This is a genomic window from Telluria beijingensis (assembly GCF_030770395.1).
Lineage (GTDB): Bacteria > Pseudomonadota > Gammaproteobacteria > Burkholderiales > Burkholderiaceae_D > Telluria > Telluria beijingensis.
In genome coordinates this window covers 4,553,048-4,575,281 of the sequence record NZ_CP132480.1, presented here as the reverse complement: position 1 = coordinate 4,575,281, position 22,234 = coordinate 4,553,048, and the positions used below count along the sequence as shown (strand labels likewise).

Here is a 22,234-nt window from a genome sequence, read left to right as displayed (position 1 = left end):
TGATGATGGGAAATATTGTTGGAAGGACGAAGTTGGCGCCGCGCGTGCGCGCCCCAGGTCGGCAAGCCGGATCGGTCGCCCTGATGTCGGCCGGCGCGCTGGTCCTGATGGTGGGCGTGTGCGGCATGGCGGTCGAGATGTCCCAGATCTACAACCGCAAGATCGAGCTGCACCAGATGGCGACTATCGCCGCGCTGGCCGCGGCCCGCGAAGTCGACGGCAGCCCGGCGGGCATCGACCAGGCGCTGGCGCGGGCCGAAGAAGCCATACGCCTGCGGCGCTACCAGCATGGCGCGGGCCGTTTTACCTGGTCGGATGCGGCGCTTCGCTTTGCCGACCATCCGCGCGGCGCGACCTGGGTCGACGCCGCCAGCGCCAGGCGCGCGCCGGCCAGGAAATACTTCGTGCGGGTCGATACCGCTGCCTTGAGCGAGACGGCCAGCGTGTTCGAGCCGGTGCTGCTGCAGGTGCTGTCCACCTCGTTCGCCGCGATCGACGTCTCCGATAGCGCGATCGCCGGCCGCACCTCGGTGCCGGTGCTGCCGATGGCGATCTGCGCCATGTCCGACCAGCGGGCCGCGCCGCGCAACAATACGGGAAGCAGCGGGAACTCGGTCGAGCTGGTGGAATATGGCTTCCGGCGCGGCATCAGCTATGACCTGATGCGGCTGAACCCCAACGGCGCCACGCCCGAGCACTTCGTGGTCGACCCCTACCTGGGGCCGGGCGCGAACAGCGCCACCACCCATATCTCGCCGGCCTCGGTGCGCCCCTTCGTGTGCTCGGGCCAGATGTGGGTGCCCGGCTTGCTGGGCGGGACGATCCGGGTCGCCCGGCCATTTCCGCTCTCTGAACTGTACCAGCAGCTCAATGCGCGCTTCGACCTCTACGACGGACCGGCCAACGTGCGCTGCGAGGTCCGCGGCGCGCCGCCGGACGTCAACGTCAAGGCCTACCAGGCTGGCAGCGGCGGCGGCGTCGGCTGGATGAAGACGCCGCCGGCGGTGCAGGCGCCGCCCGCCAGCGGCGAAACAGACCGCCTGCGCACGATGGCCGACCTGCCCGAGATGCCGGCCGGGCAGGGCGCCGAGGCCTATGGTCCACTGTGGACTTTTGCGAAGGCAGTGCCCTATGCGTCCTGGCTGGACGCGAACGACGAGCCCGATGCAGGCTACCCCACGTTCTCGACCGCCAACTGGAGCAGCCTGTACAAGCCGGCGCCGGTCGCCGTCAACTATCCGACCCCGAATCCCTACATGGCGGTGGCAGTCGCCAGCGTGGCGCTGCCGTCGCAGCCCAATCGGCCCCATGCCGTGCGCGGGCGGCGGCTGCTGAACATTCCGCTCCTGTCCTGCCCGGTCGCTCCCGGCTTTCACGCGACGGCCACCGTGCTGGGCGTCGGCCGCTTCTTCATGACGGTGCCGGCGACGGCCACGACGCTGCATGCCGAATTCGCCGGCCTGCTGCCGGCGCGGCGCCTGGCCGGCAAGGTGGAGACCTTCGAATGACGCGCCAACTACCGGCCTGGGCGCGGGCGCGCCAGTGCGGCGTGGCCGCCATCGAGATGGCCATCATGCTGCCGATGCTGGTCATCATGACGATCGCGCCGTTCTTCATCGCCTTCTATTACTGGCACTACAGCGCGATCCACAAGAGCGCCTATGGCGCCGCGCGCTACCTGTCCACCGTGCCGGTGCGCGAGATGAACTCGCCCGACCTGGCGGCCCGCGCCGAGGGCGTGGCGCGTGCGATCGTGGCCGAGGGCTTGCTCGACCTGCGGCCGGCGTCCACGCCGCTGGTCAGCGTCCAGTGCGATGGCCTGGCCTGCGGCGACGGTCCGCCACAGGGCGTGCTGGTCGACGTCCGGGTGCGCCTGGCGGACACCTTCTTCTACGATGTGTACACCGGGGACCGGGGTCTCTTGATCCAGGCCACCGTCAGGATGCGCTATGCCGGCAACTAAATCCCGACATGCCTGCCGCCGCGCCGCGCGCCAGCACGGCGGCCACCTGGTCGAATTCGCCCTGGTGGCCGGCATATTCCTGCTGCTGGTGTTCGGGATCGTCGAATTCGCCCGCATGTTCTATGTGTTCAACACGGCGCAGGAAGTGACGCGGCGGGCCGCGAACGCCGCCATCCACGCGAACTTCCGCGACCAGGACCGCCTGCAGCGGATCCGCGAACAGGCCGTGCTGCGCGACTCGCCCGGCACGTTGCCGCTGGGGGCGCCGATCACCGACCGCCATGTGCGCATCGAATTCCTGGCCGACCCGGGAACCGGCAGCGGGCTTGATGCGCTGCAGGCGATTCCAGCTGGCCAGTTGCCGGCCTGCCCGCTGCGTAATCGCCACGTCTGCATGGCCAATCCGCGCGCCGCCAACTGCATCCGCTTCGTGCGCGCCAGCGTGTGCGACCCGCTCGAGCAGGCCAGTTGCGAGCAGGCGCGCATGCGCCTGGTCATACCCGCGGTCGGCTTCAGCGTCGCGGTGCCGCGCGCCACCACCGTCCTGCCGGTGGAATCGCTTGGCTACTGGCCGGGCATGGGCGACTGTCCGCCCTGAACCAGCGGGCCGCGGCGCAATGGACAGCACGGCGTGCGGCAGCGTAGACTGCCGCATCGCTCCACTCGGCGCCGGCGCCACCCGACCATGATCATCTCGTCCGCCCTCGATTTCCGCGAAGCCGCGCGCCGCCGGCTGCCGCCTTTCCTGTTCCACTACCTCGATGGCGGCGCCGGCGCCGAGCAGACCCTGCGCGCCAACGTCGGCGACCTGCAGTTGGTGGGCTTGCGCCAGCGTGTGCTGCGCGGCTCGGAGCAGCTCGACCTGGGCGTGGAACTGTTCGGCGAGCGCTACGACCTGCCGATCGCGCTGGCGCCGGTCGGCCTGACCGGCATGTATGCCCGGCGCGGCGAAGTGCAGGCAGTGCGCGCGGCCTGTCGGCGCAACATCCCCTTCATCCAGTCGACCGTGTCGGTGTGCCCGCTGGCCGAGGTGGCGGCCCAGGCGTCGCACCCGATCTGGTTCCAGCTGTACGTATTGAAGGACCGCGGTTTCATGCGCGACGTGATGCGCCGCGCCTGGGAGCTGGGCTCGACCACGCTCGTGTTCACGGTGGACATGCCGGTGCCGGGCGCGCGCTATCGCGACGCCCACAGCGGCATGAGCGGGCCGAACGGACCGCTGCGGCGCGTGCTGCAGGCCATGCTGCATCCGCGCTGGGCCTGGGATGTCGGCCTGCACGGGCGTCCGCACGACCTGGGGAATATCTCGGCCTACCGCGGCAGCGCTACCGGCCTGGCCGACTACATCGGCTGGCTGGGCGCGAATTTCGATCCGGGCATCGCTTGGCCCGACCTGCAGTGGATCCGCGACGAGTGGAAGGGCAAGCTGGTGATCAAGGGCATCCTCGATCCCGACGACGCGCGCGATGCGCTGGCCTTCGGCGCCGACGGCATCGTGGTGTCGAACCATGGCGGGCGCCAGCTCGATGGCGCGCCGTCGAGCGCTCAGGCGCTGCCGGCGATCGCCGCGGCGGTGAAGGACAGGTTGACGATCTTCGCCGATGGCGGCGTGCGCACCGGCACCGACGTGTTCCGCATGCTGGCGCTGGGCGCCGACAGCGTCCTGATTGGCCGCGCCTTCGTGTATGCGCTGGCGACCGGGGGCCAGGCCGGCGTGGAACGGCTGCTGCAGATCATGGAGAAGGACTTGCGCACGACGATGGTCCTGACCGGCGTGCGCAAGGTAGCCGAGATCGGGCCGCAGCAGCTCGCGGCTTAGCGTACTTCGAGCAGCTCGACGTCGAAGATCAGGCTGGCGTTAGGCGGAATCGGACCCGCACCGCCGGCGCCATAACCCATCTCGGGCGGCAGGATCAGGGTGCGCTTGCCGCCGACCTTCATGCCCTGCACGCCTTCGTCCCAGCCCTTGATCACCTGGCCGGCGCCCAGCTGGAAGCTGAACGGCGAGCGGCCGGCCGAGGAATCGAACTGCGCGCCGCGCAGCGACTCGGTGTCGGGCGCATACAGCCAGCCGGTGTAGTTGACCACGGCGGTGGCGCCGGCCGTGGCTTCCTGGCCGCTACCCTGGATGGTGTCGATTTTCTGGAAGGCGACGGCGGGGGCTGCAGCGGACGAAGCGGCCGCAGGCGCCTGGTTGCGGTCGCAGCCGGCCAGGGCCAGCGTCAATCCAAGGCCGAGGACGCAGGAAGTCAGCAGGTGTTTCATCGTGTTCTTTCTTGATGGTTAGCGGAATGGAATCCCGGCAGCATACCTTGCGCCGCGCAAGAAGCCAACACCGCGCGCCGGTTCACTCGTCGAACAGGGCCCGCGCCTCGTCGAATGTCTCGGCCAGGTAGTCGACGACGGTAAGCATCGGGAGGTCCTTGCGGTCCTGCCGGCGGGTCAGCAGCCAGATCTCGCGCGGCGGCGGCGCCAGGTCCAGCGCGCACGGGCGCAGCCCGGTTGCGGTGCGCCCGATGTAGTGGGGCAGCAGCGCGATGCCCACGCCGGCGCCGGCCGCCGTGGCCTGGGCCACGTGGTTGTTGGCCCGGAACGCCGTGCGCACGCGCGGGAAGTGGCGCGCCAGCCAGGCCGCTTCCGGCAGGTAGGCGTTGGCCTCGTCGAAGCCGACCAGCACGGGTTGTTCGCCGTGCTCGATGCGTTCGCACAGGGCCGGCACGCCATAGAAACCATAGCCCATCCGGCCCAGCGGCCGGGCGAGGACGTCGCCGTCCTGCGGACGCCCGAGCCGGATCGCGATATCGGTCACGTGGCGCTCCAGGCTCACCGATCGCAGGTCGGTGGCCAGGTCGATGTCGATGCCGGGATGTTGCAGCGGCAGCCGGGCCAGCCTGGCGACCAGGAAGCCCTGGGACAGGGCCGGCGGCGCATTCACCCGCACCAGGCCGCGCGGGGCGCCATCGGCCCGGCCGCGTCCCAGGGTATGCACGGCCGATTCCATCGCGTCGGCGGCGGCCAGCGCGTGCGTACCGGCGGCGGTCAGCACGTAGCCCCCGGGGCGGCGCTCCACCAGCTTTTCGCCGAGCGTGGCTTCGAGCGAATGCAGCCGGCGCGAGATCGTCGAGTGGTTGGTCGACAGCGCGCGGGCGGCGGCCGACAGGCTCCCGTAGCGTCCCAGCGCCAGGAACACGCGGATGTCCTGCCAGTCGGGCTCTGTGCGTTTTTTCTCAGTCATTGATCAAGAATAGCGGATTTTCGAACAGGCGGCCGGGGACTATCTTGGTCCTGGCGCCGGGGCAAACGATCCCGGGCTATTCCGAGAAAGGGAACTACCATGAGCCATCATCACAAAGTCGCGATCGTCACCGGCGCCTCGCAGGGCCTGGGCGCGGGCATCGCCCGCGCATTCCGGGAGCGCGGCTACCGCGTGGTCGGCACCTCGCGCTCGATCCAGACCTCGAACGACCCCGACTACCTCACGGTGGCCGGCGATATCGGCGACCCGGCCACCGCGCGCAAGGTGGTCGACCTGGCGCTCACGCGCTTTGGCCGGATCGACACCCTGGTCAACAACGCAGGCATCTTCGTCGCCAGCGCATTCACGGACTACATCCAGCAGCAGTACGACGAGGTGCTGGCCACCAACGTGGCCGGCTTCTATCACATGACCCGGCAGGTCATTCCGGCGATGCTGGAGCAGGGCGGCGGCCACATCGTGCAGATCACCACCACCCTCGTCGACCACGCCAATTCGCAGGTGCCGTCGGTGCTGGCCTCGCTGAGCAAGGGTGGCCTGGCCGCGGCCACGCGCAGTCTCGCGATCGAGTACGCGACGCGCAATATCCGCGTCAACGCGGTCTCGCCCGGGATCATCAAGACCCCGATGCACGCGCCCGAATCGCATGCGGCGCTGGCCGCCTTCCACCCGATGAAGCGGCTGGGCGAAGTGGACGACGTGGCGCAGGCCGTGCTCTACCTCGAGGATGCGGGCTTCGTCACCGGCGAGATCCTGCACGTCGACGGCGGCCAGGTCGCGGGAGCCTGACATGCCCTACGTGAACATCAAGGTGACCCGGGAGGGCACCGCGCCGGGCGCTAGCGCCACCACGCTGGAACAGAAGCGCGCGCTCATCAAGGGCGTCAGCGACCTGCTGTACGAAGTGATGGGCAAGGCGCCGGCCACGACCTTCGTCGTGATCGACGAGGTCGAGATGGACAACTGGGGCGTCGGCGGAGTGACTACCGCCGAATATCGGGCCGGGAGGGCCGGGGCCCGTGCCGCCGGCAAGACCTAGCCGGGCCGGCGCCGGCTTTGGTGCGTTTCAGTCAACACCGTGAGCCCGCCCGCGGGCCTAGCGGGCGGCCCGCGGGCTGCTTAGGATGACATCACGCTGCCAGTCGCCCGACTGGCCTCGCCCATCCAGGGGGCTACCATCAAGGAGATGTCACCATGAATGCAAGAGACAAAACGACCCGTCCCGGCGCCGAAGAGCTGGTCCCTTCGCGCTACGCACTGCAGATCGGCGAGATCGACGTGCTGGTGGTCAGCGACGGCGTGCTGCCATTGCCGGCCGTCACCATGGCCACCAACGCCGAGCCGGCCGCGCTGGGAGTCTGGCTCGACCATATGTTCCTGCCGCCGGACTTCTTCGACTGGCCGCTCAACGTGCTGGTGGCCACGAGCGGCGACCAGGTGGTGCTGGTCGATACCGGCCTGGGTTCGCAATTCCTCGGCTTCCCGCGCGCCGGCCAGACGCCGCACCGGCTGGAGTCGGCCGGCATCGACCTGGGATCCGTCACCGATATCGTCATCACCCATATGCACATGGACCATATCGGCGGCCTGCTGGTCGATGGACTGAAGGAGCGCCTGCGCCCCGACCTGCGCATCCACGTGTGCGCCGCCGAAGTCGCATTCTGGGCCACGCCCGACTTCACGCATACCGACATGCCGGCGCCGGTGCCGGACGTGCTGCGTTCCACCGCCAACCAGTTCATGGACAAGTACCGCGACCGCCTGCACGTCTTCGAGGAACGCCACGAAGTGGCGCCGGGCGTGGTCGCGCGCCGTACCGGCGGCCATACGCCGGGCCACTGCGTGGTCGACGTCGAATCGAACGGCCAGCGCCTGATGTTCGCCGGCGACGCCATGTTCCCGGTCGGTTTCGAGCATCCCGACTGGCATAACGGCTTCGAGCACGATCCCGAGGAAGCGACCCGGGTGCGCGTCAAGCTGTTCCGCGAACTGGCGGACAATGGCGCGCTGCTGGTCGCCACCCACCTGCCTTTTCCTTCGGTGGGCCGGGTGGCGCTCGATGGCGACAACTTCCGCTGGGTGCCGGTGTTCTGGGATCACTGAGTCCCGCGACGAAGACACAAGGTCGTCTTCATCATCCATTTAAAAGCTCGCTTCGGCGGGCTTTTTTTCTGTATTGATCGCATCTGTTTTTTCCTGGGTTCTGAATGGTTTAAATATTTTGTGTATTTATGTCAACGACATGACATCCGGAAGCGTTATGCGCCTAGAAACTTATACGCAACTGGAGAAAGAATGACCCGTTTGAAAGTCAAGCCGATCTGCGCCGCCGTGATGCTGCTGGCCGCCTACGGCATGCCAGCCATGGCGCAAACCGCCACCGAATCCGAGGTCACCAATGCCGGCGCCGAGCAGCCGGCGCCTGCGCCGGCAGCATCGGCAGCACCGGCACCCGCACCCGCACCCGCGAATGTGGTCCAGGTCACCGGCCTGCGCCAGAGCCTGCGCTCGGCCGAGGACATCAAGCGCGACGCCGCGCAGGTGGTCGACGCCATCAACGCCGACGATATCGGCAAGTTCCCCGACCGCCAGGCGGGCGATGCGCTGCAGCGCGTGGCCGGGGTCCAGGTGGGGCGCGACCGCGGCGAGACCAGCACCGTCATCATCCGCGGCCTGCCCGACGTCGCCACCACGCTCGACGGCAACGAGATCTTCACCGCCGCCGGCCGCCGCCTGTCCTACCAGGACTTGCCGGTGCAGTCGATCGCCGGCATGGAAGTGTATAAATCGGCCACCGCCAACCAGTTCGAGGGCGGCATCGCCGGCGCCGTCAACATCCGCCTGCGCGCGCCGTTCGACAACGAGGGCTTCACCGCCACCGGCTACGTCGAGGACCGCGTCAACCAGACGGGCGGCAGCAGCAATACCTCGGACAAGCACAGCCCGGGCGGCGGCTTCCTGGTCAGCAATCGCTGGAACACCGACTTCGGCGAGATGGGCGCCCTGTTCGACGTCTCCGTCAATCGCGACAACTGGGCCTTCCCGGTGCAATACGTCGACCGTCCCGATAATGTATTCTCGGTGAGCCCCGACGGCAGCGCGACCCGGCTCGGCAACACCGGCCCCTATGCCCCGGCCGCGCCGGGCGACGTGCTGGGCCAGTTGCCGAACATCGGCGGCATCTACAATGCCGGCCAGCGCGAGCGCCAGAGCGTGCATGGCGCCTTCCAGTGGAAGGTCAATCCGCGCCTGACCGCCACCGCGCAATACCTCGGCATGGGCTACCAGGGCCGCACCGGCGTCAACTACGTGATGAGCAACGCCACCTGGACGCCGCGCCTTGGCAATGTGGTGCTGGCGCCGCAAGGCGCCGCCTGCAATACGCCGCAGGGCGCGATCTGCCCGATCCTGGCGGCGAGCGCGCCGGGCGCGCAGTTCGGCAACGCCTACGACTGGGATCCCTACACCGCGACCAGCACCTGGGGCCAGAACGAACGCACCACCACGCACTACCTGAACCTGGGCCTGAAGTACAACGACGGTCCATTGAGCGTCGAATCCCAGTTCGGCTATACCCGCTCCAAATTCGTCAACGACACCGTGATCGTCGACCAGCAGGTGCCTGGCGCATCGGCCAGCCTGTACTCGTATGGCGCCGACGGCCACGGCGGCTTCAACGCCATCACCACACCTGGCAGCGCCAATGCGCTGCAGGACCCGGACAATTTCGTGCTGCGCGGCCTGGTGCAGAACTGGAACGAGCAGGCCGGCAGCCAGCTGCAATGGCGCCTTGATACCACCTATCGCCTGACGGGCGGCGGCTTCTTCAACGCCCTGACCGCAGGCGTGCGCGTGTCCTCGCGCAAGGCCAGCTATCACGGCGCCGAAGGCCATGCCGATTTCAGCGGCGAGCGTCCGAGCCCGATCGGCGCCTTGGGCGCCTCGTTCCAGAGCCTGGTGCCGGGCCTGGACCGCCTGGGCGGCGCCTGGTACGGGCCGTCGTCCGACTTCCTGATCGACAATGCCGACGCGGTGCGCAACGCCTACGGTGTCGGCAGCGGCCGCGTGCCGAACGACCCGGGCCGCGCGTTCGACCAGCGCGAGCGCAATGCGACGCTGTACCTGGGCACGCGCTGGGGCCTTGACGCGGGTGGGGTCACCGTCGATGGCGAGATCGGCGCGCGCGTCATCCGCGTTGAGCGCGACCTGCGCGGCCAGGCCCGCATCGGCGACGCGGTCTCGGATCTCGACCTGTCGACTTCCGAGACCAACTACCTGCCGAGCGCCTCGGCCGTTGTCGGCTGGACCGAGAACCTGCAGTCGCACCTGTCGGTCGGCAAGACCATCACGCGGCCCAATTTCGGCACGCTGAACCCGGCGCTGTCGCTGGTGCCGTCGACGGTCAACGTGCCGGGCAGCGGCGGCGCCGGCAATCCCTACCTGGAGCCGACCCGCTCGACCAATCTCGACGCCACGCTCGAGTATTACTTCCAGAAGAACGGTTTTGCCCAGGTCGCGCTGTTCCACCGCGATATCGACGGCTACCAGCAAAGCTTCACGCAGGATGAAGTCATCGACGGCCAGGTCTACCGCGTGACCCGTCCGCAGAACTCGGGCAAGGGCCGCCTGCGCGGGGCCGAATTCGGCGTCCAGAAGTTCTTCGACTTCCTGCCCGGCCCGTGGAGCAACTTCGGCGCCCAGGCCAACTACACCTGGATCGACGGCGAGAACCAGAGCCGCACCGCCTTCGACAGCGATACGTTCACCACCACGCCGCTCACGGGTGTGGCCAAGAAGAGCTACAACGTCGCGCTGCTCTACGAGGGCCACGGCATCACCGGCCGCCTCGCCGCCACCCGCCGCGGCGACTACGTCGAGCAGATTGCCGAGGCGCCGTTCAACCAGGACCGCGTGGTCAAGGCCGCGACCTTCGTCGACCTCTCCATCGGCTACGAGATCAACGACAACGCATCCCTGCAGTTCGACGCCATCAATCTCACCAAGGCGAAATTCGAGAGCACGCTGGGCCCCTACATGCCGCGCGATATCCGCTACAACCCCACGACCTACGGCCTGAGCCTGCGCTTCAGGATGTAGGCGCCTGGAGTCCTGCCGCGAGCAGGGCGGCCGCCGGCGCCGCGAGGTCCGGGCGCTGCAACAGCGCTTGCACCACCTGGCGGCGGCCTGGCGCCTTGCGCAGGACGGCGGCCAGTTCATCGGCGGCCGGCTGTACGCCATGGTGTAACAGCAAAGCCAGCATGTCGACGCGAAGGTCGAAGAAGCGCGGCTCGCCCGCATACAGTTCCCACGGTTCGCTGTCGAACGCCGCCAGGAAGGCCGGGACGGCATCGGCAGGGTCGCCGGCGCCGTCCGCCAGTACTCGCTCCACCATCGTCGCGTCCAGCGAGCCGGCGGCGGCGGGGAGCAGGCCGCCAGCGCGCGGGTCGGCGCCGTGCGCGACCAGCCAGTCATAGGCGTCGAGGGCGAGGTGGCGCGCCGCCGCGGCGAGTGCCGGCGCACCTTTCCTGGTCGCCTGAACGCCACGCGCCGCCAGCCAGGCGAAGGCGTCGACCTTGTCGGCCGCTGCCGCCGCGCGCCATGCGAGGGCGAGAATCGCAGGCCGGCGTTCGTCGTCGCGCTCAAGCAGGCAGGCCAGCAGTTCCAGGTCGGCCACTGCCGCGGCGATGGCGGCGCCGTCCAGCACCAGTGGATCGGCGCCGTGGCCGAGCGCCAGGCGCAGCGCCCCGATATCGCCATGGCGGCAGGCCATCTCGAGGAACAGGTCCCAGAACCTGGCCGTCCAGTCGTCGGGGCGCACGCCATCGTGCACGGCCGTTTCGCGCAGCCCGGCCATGCGTCCGGCGATGAAGGCGCCCAGCCAGGGATCGGTTCCCGGCAGCGCCAGCATGGCGCCGTTGTCCGATACCGAGGCGGCCACAGCATCCGGCCAGGGCCGGTCGGCTTCCAGCACCGCCTCATGCAGCAGGCCGAGGGGCAGGCGCAGGTCGACATCGAAGGCGGAACCATAGGCCAGCAGGGCGCCGAGCTTGAGCTGTGGTGGCAGGGCGCACAAGGCAGCGAACTGCAGGATCGCGTCCTGGTAGTGCGGGACCGGGTTCTGGGGCGCCATCTGGCGTTCTTCGAGCAGGTCGTGCCAGAGCGCGCCGATCTCGGCGAGCGTGCTGCAGTTTTCCAGCGGCAGGAACCAGTAATCGTGCATCGTCTCTTTCTTAGACATCGTGGTCGTAGTGTTCGTTGTCGTTGGCCGGGTTGGCAAGCACCTGGCGCAGGCGCAGGGCATTGCTGGCGACCTGGTGGCAGATGAAGTCGAGTTCCTCGTGATCGAGGTGCGCCAGTGGATGCAGGGCCCGCACCGACAGGCCCAACCCGTCATCGATATGAAAGTCGACCACGTCGAAGCGGCGGTTGCGGCCGAGGGTGAAGCCCAGCAGCTGGGCGGGATGGTGCGCCAGCTCAAGCGCCGCTTGCGGCGCCAGCACCTGGGCCCGCACCAGCACATAGCCGCCGCACAGCGTCCACTCGACCCGCTGGCCGCGCGGCTCGAGGGCGAACCGGTAGTCGAGCGCGCGGCCAGTCGCGTCCTGCTGGACGTTGTAAGCGCCATGATTGCCGCACAGGCCCGCCACCAGGGCCCTCACCCTGGCCGGCAGCGCCGGGTCGGCGTCGCCGCCGAGGCCATCGGCCAACGCCAGCCGCGCATGCAGGTCGATCACCTCGCTGGCGTGCAGGATGCCGGCGCCGCCGGCATAGATCTCGGCATTGGCGATCATCGCGTCGTCGGCCAGTTGCAGGCGCGCCGCGGGGTTGCGTTGCAGTTCCGCCAGGGCGGCCAGCAACCCGTGGCCAGTGTGGGCCGCGTGGTCGAAGGCCCGCGTGGCCGGCCGGCTGGCGCCCAGGATCAACTGGCCGTTGCCTTGCGCCCCGCGCAAGACCACCGTGATGCCGTCTTCCAGCGTCCAGCCGATGGCGCCTGCGGCCTGGACCGGGGCCGGCTCGGCGCCGGCCATGCGGCCCAGCGTCGCGCCGACCAGCGCGCGGCAATGACGGCGGCGCGCATCGAGTCGGTCCAGTTCTTCGCGCAATGCCGGATAGGCCCTGCCGGCCAGCCAGTCGGCGCCGATGATGAACGGGCTGTGCAGAAGCGTGTCGATCGGCGCTTCGATGGCATCGGTGTCGAGCAGGCCGGCGTTGAGGTCGATACGGCTGTCGGGCGCCGCCCGGCTGCCCTCGACCCGCTGCAGCGAACGGTGGAACGCGTTCAGGTTGTGGGCGGCGGCGCGCACCTGCAGGAACTCCAGGCTCTCGCGGATGTGGGGGAAACCGACCTGGATGAAGTGGTCGCGATAGCCCTGGCCGGCATCGGCCATCGCGCGGTGCGCGAGCGAGGCGATGCGGTCGACCCGGCCGACCTTCTGTTCCAGCGCGATCGGGCTGGCCGAAATACCGTAGTGGACCACCCGGTCGCAGAAGGTATGCAGGTCCTCTCCTTCCTGGAACACGTCGGTCGATACCAGCACCCGCGGATAGCCCGGCATGCGGAACTTCCTGGCGATCGCCGATCGGCTCTTGTGGTTGTCGCCGGTCGCGCCCACCACGGGCGACAGCGGGTGCAGCTGGTTGGCGATATAGGTCGGCAGTTCGCCTGCCTTCTTGTGGTAGATCTCCTCGAAATTCTGCTTGAGGATCATGTCGAGCTGGGCCGCCAGGTCGCGCAGTACCGTGAACGAGCTGAAACCTGGGCTGGCGGCCTGGCGCGCCAGCAGGTCGCAGAAGGCGGCGCTCATCTGTTCGTCGGCGCTCAGGTCCCTGGCGCCGTCGCGCTGGTGGCGCAGCGCGTACAGGTCGACGAATGGATGGTCCAGGCGGCACAGGGCCGCGCACAGGTTGGCGTGCACCAGATAGCGGCGCACCAGGCGCGTGGCGCGGTCGGCGGCGGCATCGTCGTGGTCGTCGGCGACGGCGTCGAAGATGTCTTCATTCCACGGCAGGGCCAGCGGCGCCAGCGCCTCGTGGGCGCGCAGCGTGCTCCAGATCCCGCGCTTGCCGAGTTCGGCGGCATGGGCGGCGGGGTTGGCGCCGGCCGGGACCAGGGAGGCATGTTCGAAGACGACGGCGAGCACGTGCCTGGCGACGCGTTGCTGGGCAGGACTGCCGCCGGCGGCGACGCAGGACAGGTAGGCATGCTGGGCGCGGCCGGCCAACTGGCCGGCGCCTGGGCTGGCCGGGAGGGTCAGCACCTCGGACAGCCGGCTCCAGTCGAGCGCCTGCGGCGCCGGCATGCCGGGCAGGGTCGACCAGTCGATCTCGAACATGGCGCCGCGCAGCAGCGTCTGGCGCAGGTTGTGCGGCGTCGGGCGCAGGGTCAGCGCCTCGTTCTCGCCCCGGTAGAACCACGAGAAGAAGGTGCCCAGGTCGCCGTTTTCCTGGCCGTCGTCGAGCCGGTGATGCTCGTGCATGCTGGTCAGCGCCGTGTAGCGCGCGACATGGGCGTGCACCTCGGCGTCGTGCGCGAGGTAGTCCGCCAGCCAGGCGTTGTATGATTCCTCGATTTTTGCCTTGAGTTCGCCGACGCTGGCCACGCGGCGCACGAACACCAGCGTCTTCTTGTTGCCTGCCGCCGAGGCGTGGTGCGCCTGGCGCGCCACCTGGTCCATCTTGGGGTGGGGCGGGAAGCGCCTGAAAGTCTCGCGGAAATCGCTCACCATGAAGTCGACGACGCCGCGGTCGGCCGCATCGGGCGCACCGGCGCCGGCGCCGTCTTCGTCGCCGTCGAAGCGCTCGTGCTGCCGGTCCTGGCCCGGATGATAGCTCTCGAACGAGGCCAGCATGCCGAGCTCGAACTTGCCGTGGTGGCCGTCGTTGACGGCTTCGCCCACCTTCTTCTGCAACACGGCGGCGAACAGCTGCTGCTCGATGCCGAGTGTGACCTCGGCCTTCACGCCGCTGCGGTGCTCGTCGCGGTAGAGGTTGCGGGTATGCGGCTTGCCGTCCAGTGTCAGGCTGTTCAGGCGGCGCACCATGAAAGGCGCCAGCAACCGGTGCACGTCGACCCACTCCCAGTCGCGCGGCAGCGCCAGGTCGGGCCGCTTGCCGAACAGCGCCAGTTGGCGCTCCAGTTCGCCCAACTCGTGTTCGAACGGCGTCGCCGACAGCAGCAGCAGGCGGTCGAGCCGGTTTTCCAGCACCTGCGCCAGCAGGCCATTGCGGTCCGAGCTGCCGACGCCGCGGCGGTAGTTGTGGGCCTCGTCGACCAGCACCAGGTCGAAGCGCGGCAGCATGCCGTGCAGCGCCCCGGCCCAGCGCTCCTTGAGCGCGCGCTTGAAATCGCGGATCGACTCAAAGGTGGCGGGCATGCGCGCCAGGGCATTGCGCATCTCCGCCACCTGCGGCCCGTATTGCGGCAGCCTGCGCGCGAACTCGTCGAGCGACCGGCCCAGGTCTTCCTTGTTGTTGCCCAGCGCAAGGCTGAAGGCCGAGGTGCAGATGAAGTAGTCGCGCACGCTGTCGGTGGCGACCGCCGTGAACAGGTCCGCCAGCGACTCGCAGTTGCGATATGGCGCTGCCGGTTGATGGCCGAAGCCCTTCACGATGCCGTCGTGGTGCCGGTAGTTGGCCTGGACGAAGCTGTGGTAATCCTTGTGCCACTTGTCGCGCACATTATTCTTGGGCAGCAGGTACAGCACGCGCAGGTCGGACTTGAAGCGGCGCATCATGGCCACCACGCCGAGGGCGATATAGGTCTTGCCCATGCCGACTTCGTCGGCCAGGTAGGCGTGGCCGTGCCGGGCCAGCATATTGTGCAGGGTCACCGCGCCTTCCAGCTGCTGGCGGGCGAGGGCGGGGGTGACGGCGTCGCTGCCGCCGAAGTCGATCAGCGCCTCGGCGGTGGACAGGTCGATCGGGTCAAGATTGCGCATGACGGTCCGCATTGGATGGGACGGGAAGGACGAAGATGCGCTTGATCCAGGCCAGGAATTTTTCCTTGTCCCCGATCGCGGCAAAGGCGGGGCTGTCCTCCAGGGCCGCGATCCGTGCGCTCACCGTGGCGGCCAGCGGGCCGTCGCCGCGCGCGTTGGCGGCCAGCAGTTCGTCCATGCCGAGCAGGGTCAGGTAGCGCACCACCGGCGTCGAATCCGCTTGCGGCGCCGCTTCGTCGAGCGCGCGCAGGATGCCGCGCAGCGAATCCGGCTGGTCGCCGTCGAGGTAATAGGCCAGTTCCGCCGGGCGCTCGCGCAGGCGTTTTTTCAGGTGCCAGAAGGCGCCGTTCACCTGCGAGAACTCGGCGAAGAAGGTGCTTTCCGCCGCGGCTTCCGGCAGCGGCGGCAGGAATTCGAGGCTGTCGTCGGCCGCTCCGCCCAGGTGCTGCAGCCGCGCCATCAGCTTGCCGAAGGCGGCGGCGCGGCTGGCCGGGTGCATGTCCTGCAGGATGCGCAGCACGTCCTGCAGGCTCAATGGCGGCAGGATGCTGGGACGGCAGTACACTTGGCGCTGGGTCACCATCACGTCCCGCGCCGCGCTCTGTGCATCGCCTTCCTGCCAGCACGCCCTGACCAGCGACGAGTGGCGCAGCTGTTCGCGCAGCGCGGGCGCATCGACCCAGGCCGTCTCGCCGGCGAGGGCGAGGCGCAGCAGCTCCTTGCCCTCGCGGCCGTGCAGCACCAGGATGCCGTGCTTGCAGCAACTGGCCCCGAGCCGCCCGGCGTGCCAGTCGTAGGCGAGGAATACCGGTGGAAAAGCCAGCGCCCCGGCTGGCGGCGCCGGCGCTTCCAGCGCCAGCGCATCGGCGAAGCGTTCGACCGTGCTGTCCTTGCCCAGCAGGGGGCCGCGATCGAGGCCGCTGAGCAGGAAGCCCGCCTCGACGTTGGCAAACATGGCCTGGTGGCTGAAGTTGACCGAGCCGACGAACAGCCAGTCGTTGCCGCCGTAGATCTTGGCATGCAGCTTGCGGTAGCCGCGTTCGTCGCTGCTGGCGGCGTCCAGCAGTCCGAAGGCCTTGCGGCTCTTCGGATGCCAGTCGCACCAGCGCAGCAGCTTGCCCAGGCCGGCGTGGAATGCCTCGGTGACGGTCGCGGCCTGGCGCGCGTCGCGCGGCAGCAGCATCGACACGCCGCCCTTGAAGCCGCGCAGGAAGGCGCCCAGGCGCGCGTTGTCGTGGTCCTCGGCGAAATAGGGACTGACGATTTCCAGCGCCCCGTCGGCGAACGGCGCCAGCCGCTGCGTGAAGTCGCCCTCGTGCGGCCGCGAGAAGTAGAACTCGCAGCCGCGCCGCGGCGTCGTCGGCGTCCAGCGCGCGAGCAGCGCGCGCAGCGCTTCCAGCACCGGCAACCGGCCTTGTTCCAGATACCAGCCGAGCGCCGCGCGCAGCGGCGCGACGAGGTTCGATGGCGCGTCGGCGGCGCTCAACTCGACCCAGTGGCCGACCTCGATGTTTTCCCACCAGCCGGCCCTGGTCAGGTTGAACGAGCCGGCGCAGATGATCAGGGCGGGGCCGTCCTTGCCGGCCACTTCGACCAGCGCCAGCTTGGCGTGGTGGCAGGCCCCATCGACCTGCAGCGGCAGGTAGTCGACTTCGAGGCGCGACGCCAGGGTCGGGGTGAACACCGGTGCGTCGTAGGCGACGCCGAAGCAGCCGGCACTGGCGCCCATCAGCGCCTGCAACTGCTGGTAGCGCAGCGGCTCGGCGCTCGACAGGGCCGGGCTGCCCAGCAGCAGGGGCAGCACGTCGAGCTCGAAGAAGTCGGGTTCCAGGCAGTAGGTGGAAAAGAAGGCGCGCGTGACCGGGCGGCCGTCGATCGCCTGCAGGAAGCCCGCGCTGATGGTCATGTGTTTCATGGGCGCCCCTGGCTGGAGATGGCGAGGAAGGAAGCGAGGAAGTAGCTGTGGTGCCAGCCGCCATCGTCGCCGGCGAGGCGCCCCAGGTCGGTCGAGCGGTCGTTGCGGACCCGCACCACCAGGCGCCGGGCGGCATCGAACTCGACCCAGGCCGCGCCGCCGCGCAGGCCCATCACCTGCTTGTTCTGCGCCAGGACGGTGTGGATGAGGTCGTCGGCCCGGCCGGCGGCGCAGGCGTCGTCGAATTTCGCCAGAAAGTCGCGATGCGGCAGATGCGGCAGGTCGCGCCAGGCGGCGCCCGGCGCCACGCCGTCGAGGAAGGGCGCGAGCAGCGCCGCCAGCTCATCCAGCGGCGTGTCGGCGCGCGACTGCAGCCACGACATGACCAGGTCGGCGCGCCTGAGCACGGGGTCGATCTCGCCCACCTGGCGCATGACATGGCGGATCGCGGGACTGGACTTGCCGGAGGCGAGCGCGTAGGCGCACAAGGGACCGATGCCCTCGCCGGTCGCGCCGCCGGCCTCCAGATAGGCTCCGGTCAAGGTGTACAGCTCGCCCTGCAGCACGCAATCCTTGTGGCGCGACAGCAGCGCCTCGACCACTGCCGCGCGCAAGGCCGGGTCGCGCAGCATGGCGTCGAAGGCTGGCGCCAGCGCCTCGACCCGGGCTCTTTCGACAGTGTCGGCGTCGGCCAGCGCGGTCAACGCGGCCCAGTTCTGCGCACCGAGGCTGGCCACGATCTTGCCGAGCAAGGCCTGGCCGCCGGCGGTGGGGCGGCGGCGATCGCCGGCGATCAGGCCGGCGCTGTCGAGCGCGGTCGAATACAGGCCCCACAGGCCGTAGCTGGCCTGGTCGGCCAGCAATTGGGCGTCTTCACTCTTGCCGAGGCGGATCTTGTTCGCAGCAAAATTACTGCGCGCGCGGCTGACGCCCAGCAGGCCGTTGCTGATGTCGCGTGCCGCCAGGCGCAGGTAGGCGCCCAACTGCTCGCAGCGCAGGTAGCGTTCCTGGACGTCGGCGTCTTTCGCCGGCAGATTGGCGAACTCGCAGCACAGCAGCGCCACGATGAAATTGTCCAGGTTGGCGGTCACGGTGGTCAGGTTGCCGACGAGCTTGCGGCCCAGGTGGCTCCAGGTGGCTTCGGCGCCCAGCGGGTCGCGCGAACCCTTGGGGCGGGCGCGCTCGTCGAAAGCGGAAAAGATGGTCAGCATCGGAAACAGGGAGAGAGACGAAGACGGGAAGGATGAGACGCGCTACCGTTCGATAGATTTCCATAGGGAAACTGACTTTAGCACGTTTCAGTTGTTCTCGGACAATGGAATCAGCTGGCTGCGCCACTCCCGATCAGCGTCGCAATCAGGTTACCGTGCCCGACGGAGCGCTGGCGCTCATCGCGCGTGATATTGGAACGCGGATCGTAATAGCCGACGATGCGCAGGCGCTCGTCGCGCCCCGTCTGGCGGCCGTCGTTGGCGGTGTCGATGTAGCCGATGATGCGCTGGCGGGCATTGCGGAGGGTCTGACGCGACATGCCGGGGCTCCTGTGGATGGGGAACCCACAGTATCGCGGTCGATGCGACGAATCGTGTCGCCGGTTGATAACGCCGTGCGATCGTTCAGCGCGCCGGTTCGGCGTCGGCCAGCATGCCCATCACCGATTCACGCTTGTCCAGCAAGTGGCGCGACAGGATGGTTGCCAGGCGCTTGCCGTCGCGCGCTTCCAGCGCCTCCATCATCTGGCAATGCTCGTCGATCGCCTGGTCCCATTTCTCGGGGACGAGATTGGACTTCAGCCGCAGCGACTGCAGCCGCCGGTTCATGTTCAGGTAGGTGTGCTGGAGGACCGAATTGCGCGCGGCTTCGGCGATCCTGTCATGGATCGCCTGGTTGCGGCTGTAGTAGCCCGGCAGGTCGTCGCGCTGGCGGCAGGCCAGCATCTCGTCGTGCAGCAGGCGGATGGCGGCGATCTCGGCGGGCGTGATGCGCGCGCACGCATGTTCGCCGGCGAGCGCTTCCAGGCCGCTGACGAACTCGAAGGTTTCCCAGACCTCCTGGTGCGACATCTTGTAGACCGAAGCGCCGCGGTTCGGCGAAATCTCGATCAGGCCCTCGGCGGCCAATGCCTTCAACGCCTCGCGCAAAGGCGTGCGCGAAATGCCCATCGTCTCGCACAGCTCGCGTTCGTTCAGCTTCATCCCCGGCGGGAAGACGGATTCGACGATCGAGCGACGCAGGTGACTGACGACGGTGTCGTGCAGGTGCTGTCGCGCCAGCTTCGGAAGCGCGGGAGGCGCGGCAGCGGGGGCGGCTGACGGGTCAACTACCGAGTCTTGCATTCAATGTCTCCAAATCCACAAATTTTGAAGGGATTTTAGCATTCGGCCGGATGGGCAATGCTGAAAGCTGGGTCGACGCATCAGAAATCCAGACCCGGCGTCCATGACTGCCAATTTAGTAATGTTGCAACGATGCAACAAATCCTCGCTTCCCCATCTCGTCGTGGTCTTGGTGCACTGGGTTTTTCGACGCGATTCCCTCGCATTCAACGCGGACGCATTGGCATCCTCACCGCTTATTGGTACTATGTATCTTGCATTTTGCATACAAAATACATTTTCAACCGAGAGAGGGGACAATTCATGTCCGACGATCAACAATCTCAATCGCGGCGGCGCCTGATCAAGAGCCTTGTGTTCGTGCCCATGGGCGCGGGCGCGGCAGCGGCGCTGCACCAGGGACTTCCCAATGCCAACGCCAGCGCGACCGCGCCAGCCGAAGGCAAGCCCAATCCCTACACCCCGAAATTCTTCAATGCGAAGGAATGGAAATTCGTCATCGCCGCGGTCGATCGCCTGATCCCGCATGACGAGCACGGCCCTGGCGCGGTGGAACTGGGCGTGCCCGAGTTCCTCGACCGCCACATGCAGTCGCCGTACGCCTCCGGCAGCATCTGGTATATGCAGGGCCCGTTCCTGGAAGCGACGTCCGAGTTCGGCTACCAGGGCAAGCTGCCGCTGAAGGACATCATCCGCGTCGGCATCGCCAACGTCGACGCCCACTGCGTCAAGACCTTTTCCAGCAAGGCCTTCGCCGACCTCGACCTGCGCATGCAGGAAGCGGTGCTGAAAGACCTCGAGGGCGGCAAGATCAAGCTCGCCGACATCTCGTCGAAGCAGTTCTTCGCCGACTTCCTGGCCGAGACCCGCGCCGGCTACTTCAGCGACCCTAGCCACGGCGGCAACAAGGACATGGGCGCCTGGAAGATGATCGGCTACCCCGGCATGCGGGGCGACTACCTGGAGTGGGTGAAGATTCGCGACAAACCGTATCCGCTGGGACCGGTGGACCTGGCTGGACGGAGGGGATAAGAGAATATGGCAATCGTAAAAGAGAAAAAAGACGCGGTCATCGTCGGCGCCGGCTGGGTCGGCGCCATCATGGCCAAGGAATTGACCGACGCCGGCCTGAACGTGGTCATCCTCGAACGCGGCCCGGACCGCGACACGCAGACCGACTTCGCCTATCCGCGCGTGATCGACGAGCTCGAAGGCTCGGTGCACCGCAAATACCTGCAGTCGCTGGCGCAAGAGACCGTGACCATCCGCCACAACCTGAGCACCGTGGCCGTGCCGAAGCGCCGCATGGGCTCGTTCAAGCCGGGCACCGGCGTGGGCGGCGCCGGTTCGCACTGGTCGGGCGTGCACTTCCGCGCGCTGCCGGAAGACCTTAACCTGCGCAGCACCATGGAGCAGCGCTACGGCAAGAAGATCATGCCGGCCGGTATGTCGATCCAGGATTTCCCGGTCACCTTTGAAGAGCTGGAACCGCATTTCTCGCACTTCGAATACGTGTGCGGCACCTCGGGCAAGGCCGGCGTGTTGAACGGCAAGGTCGTCGAAGGCGGCAACCCGTTCGAAGGTTCGCGCTCGCGCGAGTATCCGCTGGGGCCGAACCCCGACTACCTGGGCGGCGAGATGTTTTATAAAGCGGCGCGCGAGATGGGTTACCACCCGTTCCCGATCCCGGCCTCGAACACCTCGGCCAGCTACGTCAACCCGTATGGCTGCCAGATGGGCCCGTGCAACTTCTGCGGTTTCTGCTCCGACTACGGCTGCCTCAATTATTCGAAGGCCAGCCCGAACATCAATATCTTCCCGGTCCTGCGCGGCCGCAAGAACTTCGAGATGCGCACGCTGGCCCAGGTGCTGAAGGTGAACCTGACGGCCGACGGCAAGATGGCCACCGGTGTGAACTACCTCGACGCCGGCGGACAAGAGTGCGAACAGCCGGCGGACATCGTCATCCTGGGCGCATTCTCGCTGTACAACGTGCACCTGATGCTGATCTCGAAGATCGGCCCGGCCTACGACCCGGTGACCAGGACCGGCACCGTCGGCAGGAACTACTCCTACCAGAACCTGAACCGCGTCTCGCTATTCTTCGACAAGAACGTGCACGCCAACCAGTTCATGGGCATCGGCGGCGGCGGCACTGCCTTCGACGACCTGAACGGCAACCGCAACGATCCGACCAAGTCGGGCTTCGTCGGCGGCGGCGTGATCTGGGCGCGCCAGCCGGGCGGCGGTCCGGTGCGCGGCATCGCGACCGCGCCGGGCGTGCCGAACTGGGGCAGCGACTGGAAGAAGGGCGCCAAGGATGCGATGCGTCACTCGTTCTACTACGAGGTGCAGGGTTCGTGCATGGCTTACGACGACGCCTACCTCGACCTGGATCCGAACTACAAGGACGCCTTCGGCCGTCCGCTGCTGCGCATGACATTCGACTGGCACGACAACGAGATCGCGGCCTCGGCCTACCTGGTCGACAAGGCGCAGGAGATGTGCAAGGTGCTGAATCCGCTGGCGACGAAGGGCGACGCCAAGAAGCCGGGCACCCACTACAACATCAACCAGTACCAGAGCACGCACACGGTCGGCGGCGCGATCATGGGCGCCGATCCCAAGACCTCGGCCCTGAACAAGTACCTGCAGTCGTGGGACGTGCCGAACGTGTTCGCGCCGGGCGCCAATGCCTTCCCGCAGAACAACGGCTACAACCCGACCGGCATGGTCGGCGCGCTGGCCTACTGGTGCGCGAAAGCGATCCGGGAACAGTACATCAAGAACCCGGGCCCGCTGGTGCAGGCATAAGAGGACGAACCC

Annotated in this window: 18 protein-coding genes; 10 read left to right on the top strand and 8 right to left on the bottom strand. The window is 68.0% G+C overall.

Annotated elements, in window-relative coordinates; genetic code table 11:
* The first annotated feature begins 44 nt into the window (after nt 1-44).
* From Q9246_RS20215 to lldD, 4 genes are all read left to right on the top strand, one after another.
* Complete coding sequence (locus Q9246_RS20215; RefSeq protein ID WP_306392512.1) at nt 45-1,508, top strand: pilus assembly protein TadG-related protein; 1,464 nt, start codon at nt 45-47, stop codon at nt 1,506-1,508.
* Nucleotides 1,505-1,963 (top strand): TadE/TadG family type IV pilus assembly protein, encoded by a 459-nt coding sequence (locus tag Q9246_RS20210; RefSeq protein WP_306392511.1) that lies wholly within the window; start codon nt 1,505-1,507, stop codon nt 1,961-1,963. The genes Q9246_RS20215 and Q9246_RS20210 overlap by 4 nt, the downstream gene beginning before the upstream one ends.
* Nucleotides 1,950-2,561: a TadE/TadG family type IV pilus assembly protein gene (locus Q9246_RS20205; RefSeq protein ID WP_306392509.1), complete on the top strand. Its 612-nt coding sequence runs from the start codon at nt 1,950-1,952 to the stop codon at nt 2,559-2,561. The genes Q9246_RS20210 and Q9246_RS20205 overlap by 14 nt, the downstream gene beginning before the upstream one ends.
* Nucleotides 2,562-2,648: 87 nt before the next feature.
* On the top strand, nt 2,649-3,782 hold the full coding sequence (gene lldD, locus Q9246_RS20200) for an FMN-dependent L-lactate dehydrogenase LldD (protein WP_306392507.1): 1,134 nt from the start codon (nt 2,649-2,651) through the stop codon (nt 3,780-3,782).
* Here lldD and Q9246_RS20195 read toward each other — a convergent pair.
* Both Q9246_RS20195 and Q9246_RS20190 read right to left on the bottom strand, forming a co-directional pair.
* A complete protein-coding gene (locus Q9246_RS20195) occupies nt 3,779-4,228 on the bottom strand; it encodes an FKBP-type peptidyl-prolyl cis-trans isomerase (RefSeq protein ID WP_306392506.1) in 450 nt (149 codons plus the stop codon). The genes lldD and Q9246_RS20195 overlap by 4 nt on opposite strands.
* Nucleotides 4,229-4,310: 82 nt before the next feature.
* Nucleotides 4,311-5,198 carry a LysR family transcriptional regulator gene (locus Q9246_RS20190; RefSeq protein WP_306392505.1) on the bottom strand — a complete coding sequence of 296 codons (888 nt, stop codon included), beginning with the start codon at nt 5,196-5,198 and terminating at the stop codon, nt 4,311-4,313.
* 99 nt (nt 5,199-5,297) lie between these two features.
* Here Q9246_RS20190 and Q9246_RS20185 point away from each other — a divergent pair, with 99 nt between their 5' ends.
* The 4 genes from Q9246_RS20185 to Q9246_RS20170 all read left to right on the top strand — a co-directional run bounded on the left by Q9246_RS20185 (nt 5,298) and on the right by Q9246_RS20170 (nt 10,316).
* Nucleotides 5,298-6,008 (top strand): SDR family NAD(P)-dependent oxidoreductase, encoded by a 711-nt coding sequence (locus Q9246_RS20185; RefSeq protein ID WP_306392503.1) that lies wholly within the window; start codon nt 5,298-5,300, stop codon nt 6,006-6,008.
* Nucleotide 6,009: 1 nt separating this feature from the next.
* A complete protein-coding gene (locus Q9246_RS20180) occupies nt 6,010-6,258 on the top strand; it encodes a tautomerase family protein (RefSeq protein ID WP_306392501.1) in 249 nt (82 codons plus the stop codon).
* 155 nt (nt 6,259-6,413) lie between these two features.
* On the top strand, nt 6,414-7,322 hold the full coding sequence (locus Q9246_RS20175) for an MBL fold metallo-hydrolase (protein ID WP_306392499.1): 909 nt from the start codon (nt 6,414-6,416) through the stop codon (nt 7,320-7,322).
* A gap of 192 nt (nt 7,323-7,514) precedes the next feature.
* Nucleotides 7,515-10,316, top strand: a complete 2,802-nt coding sequence (locus Q9246_RS20170; RefSeq protein WP_306392497.1) for a TonB-dependent receptor — start codon at nt 7,515-7,517, stop codon at nt 10,314-10,316.
* Here the strand turns inward: Q9246_RS20170 and Q9246_RS20165 are convergent.
* The 6 genes from Q9246_RS20165 to Q9246_RS20140 form a co-directional block, all read right to left on the bottom strand.
* Nucleotides 10,306-11,457: a hypothetical protein gene (locus Q9246_RS20165; protein ID WP_306392495.1), complete on the bottom strand. Its 1,152-nt coding sequence runs from the start codon at nt 11,455-11,457 to the stop codon at nt 10,306-10,308. The two genes, Q9246_RS20170 and Q9246_RS20165, sit on opposite strands and share 11 nt — an antisense overlap.
* The gene (locus Q9246_RS20160; RefSeq protein ID WP_306392493.1) at nt 11,450-15,157 is read right to left on the bottom strand and encodes a DEAD/DEAH box helicase; all 3,708 of its coding nucleotides are present in this window, start codon (nt 15,155-15,157) and stop codon (nt 11,450-11,452) included. The genes Q9246_RS20165 and Q9246_RS20160 overlap by 8 nt, the downstream gene beginning before the upstream one ends.
* Nucleotides 15,144-17,072 (bottom strand): phospholipase D-like domain-containing protein, encoded by a 1,929-nt coding sequence (locus Q9246_RS20155; RefSeq protein ID WP_306392491.1) that lies wholly within the window; start codon nt 17,070-17,072, stop codon nt 15,144-15,146. The genes Q9246_RS20160 and Q9246_RS20155 overlap by 14 nt, the downstream gene beginning before the upstream one ends.
* The gene (locus Q9246_RS20150) at nt 17,069-18,283 is read right to left on the bottom strand and encodes a hypothetical protein (protein WP_306392489.1); all 1,215 of its coding nucleotides are present in this window, start codon (nt 18,281-18,283) and stop codon (nt 17,069-17,071) included. The genes Q9246_RS20155 and Q9246_RS20150 overlap by 4 nt, the downstream gene beginning before the upstream one ends.
* A 110-nt stretch (nt 18,284-18,393) precedes the next feature.
* Nucleotides 18,394-18,603 (bottom strand): hypothetical protein, encoded by a 210-nt coding sequence (locus Q9246_RS20145; RefSeq protein ID WP_306392487.1) that lies wholly within the window; start codon nt 18,601-18,603, stop codon nt 18,394-18,396.
* An 85-nt stretch (nt 18,604-18,688) separates the two neighbouring features.
* Nucleotides 18,689-19,408, bottom strand: a complete 720-nt coding sequence (locus tag Q9246_RS20140; protein WP_306392486.1) for a GntR family transcriptional regulator — start codon at nt 19,406-19,408, stop codon at nt 18,689-18,691.
* A gap of 303 nt (nt 19,409-19,711) precedes the next feature.
* On the opposite strand from Q9246_RS20140, the gene Q9246_RS20135 reads away from it, so the two are divergent.
* Both Q9246_RS20135 and Q9246_RS20130 read left to right on the top strand, forming a co-directional pair.
* Nucleotides 19,712-20,440 carry a gluconate 2-dehydrogenase subunit 3 family protein gene (locus tag Q9246_RS20135; protein WP_306392484.1) on the top strand — a complete coding sequence of 243 codons (729 nt, stop codon included), beginning with the start codon at nt 19,712-19,714 and terminating at the stop codon, nt 20,438-20,440.
* A 6-nt stretch (nt 20,441-20,446) separates the two neighbouring features.
* On the top strand, nt 20,447-22,222 hold the full coding sequence (locus tag Q9246_RS20130; RefSeq protein ID WP_306392482.1) for a GMC family oxidoreductase: 1,776 nt from the start codon (nt 20,447-20,449) through the stop codon (nt 22,220-22,222).
* The last annotated feature ends 12 nt before the right edge of the window (nt 22,223-22,234 follow it).

Excerpts from the sequence above, each read along its gene's own strand:
- Q9246_RS20210 (WP_306392511.1), top strand. The coding sequence starts at position 1,505 with ATGACGCGCCAACTACCGGCCTGGGCGCGGGCGCGCCAGTGCGGCGTG.
- Q9246_RS20140 (WP_306392486.1), bottom strand. The coding sequence starts at position 19,408 with ATGCAAGACTCGGTAGTTGACCCGTCAGCCGCCCCCGCTGCCGCGCCT.
- Q9246_RS20185 (WP_306392503.1), top strand. The coding sequence starts at position 5,298 with ATGAGCCATCATCACAAAGTCGCGATCGTCACCGGCGCCTCGCAGGGC.
- Q9246_RS20205 (WP_306392509.1), top strand. The coding sequence starts at position 1,950 with ATGCCGGCAACTAAATCCCGACATGCCTGCCGCCGCGCCGCGCGCCAG.
- Q9246_RS20195 (WP_306392506.1), bottom strand. The coding sequence starts at position 4,228 with ATGAAACACCTGCTGACTTCCTGCGTCCTCGGCCTTGGATTGACGCTG.
- Q9246_RS20160 (WP_306392493.1), bottom strand. The coding sequence starts at position 15,157 with ATGCGCAATCTTGACCCGATCGACCTGTCCACCGCCGAGGCGCTGATC.
- Q9246_RS20165 (WP_306392495.1), bottom strand. The coding sequence starts at position 11,457 with ATGTCTAAGAAAGAGACGATGCACGATTACTGGTTCCTGCCGCTGGAA.
- Q9246_RS20150 (WP_306392489.1), bottom strand. The coding sequence starts at position 18,283 with ATGCTGACCATCTTTTCCGCTTTCGACGAGCGCGCCCGCCCCAAGGGT.
- Q9246_RS20190 (WP_306392505.1), bottom strand. The coding sequence starts at position 5,198 with ATGACTGAGAAAAAACGCACAGAGCCCGACTGGCAGGACATCCGCGTG.
- Q9246_RS20145 (WP_306392487.1), bottom strand. The coding sequence starts at position 18,603 with ATGTCGCGTCAGACCCTCCGCAATGCCCGCCAGCGCATCATCGGCTAC.
- Q9246_RS20180 (WP_306392501.1), top strand. The coding sequence starts at position 6,010 with ATGCCCTACGTGAACATCAAGGTGACCCGGGAGGGCACCGCGCCGGGC.
- Q9246_RS20135 (WP_306392484.1), top strand. The coding sequence starts at position 19,712 with ATGTCCGACGATCAACAATCTCAATCGCGGCGGCGCCTGATCAAGAGC.
- lldD (WP_306392507.1), top strand. The coding sequence starts at position 2,649 with ATGATCATCTCGTCCGCCCTCGATTTCCGCGAAGCCGCGCGCCGCCGG.
- Q9246_RS20155 (WP_306392491.1), bottom strand. The coding sequence starts at position 17,072 with ATGAAACACATGACCATCAGCGCGGGCTTCCTGCAGGCGATCGACGGC.
- Q9246_RS20170 (WP_306392497.1), top strand. The coding sequence starts at position 7,515 with ATGACCCGTTTGAAAGTCAAGCCGATCTGCGCCGCCGTGATGCTGCTG.
- Q9246_RS20175 (WP_306392499.1), top strand. The coding sequence starts at position 6,414 with ATGAATGCAAGAGACAAAACGACCCGTCCCGGCGCCGAAGAGCTGGTC.
- Q9246_RS20130 (WP_306392482.1), top strand. The coding sequence starts at position 20,447 with ATGGCAATCGTAAAAGAGAAAAAAGACGCGGTCATCGTCGGCGCCGGC.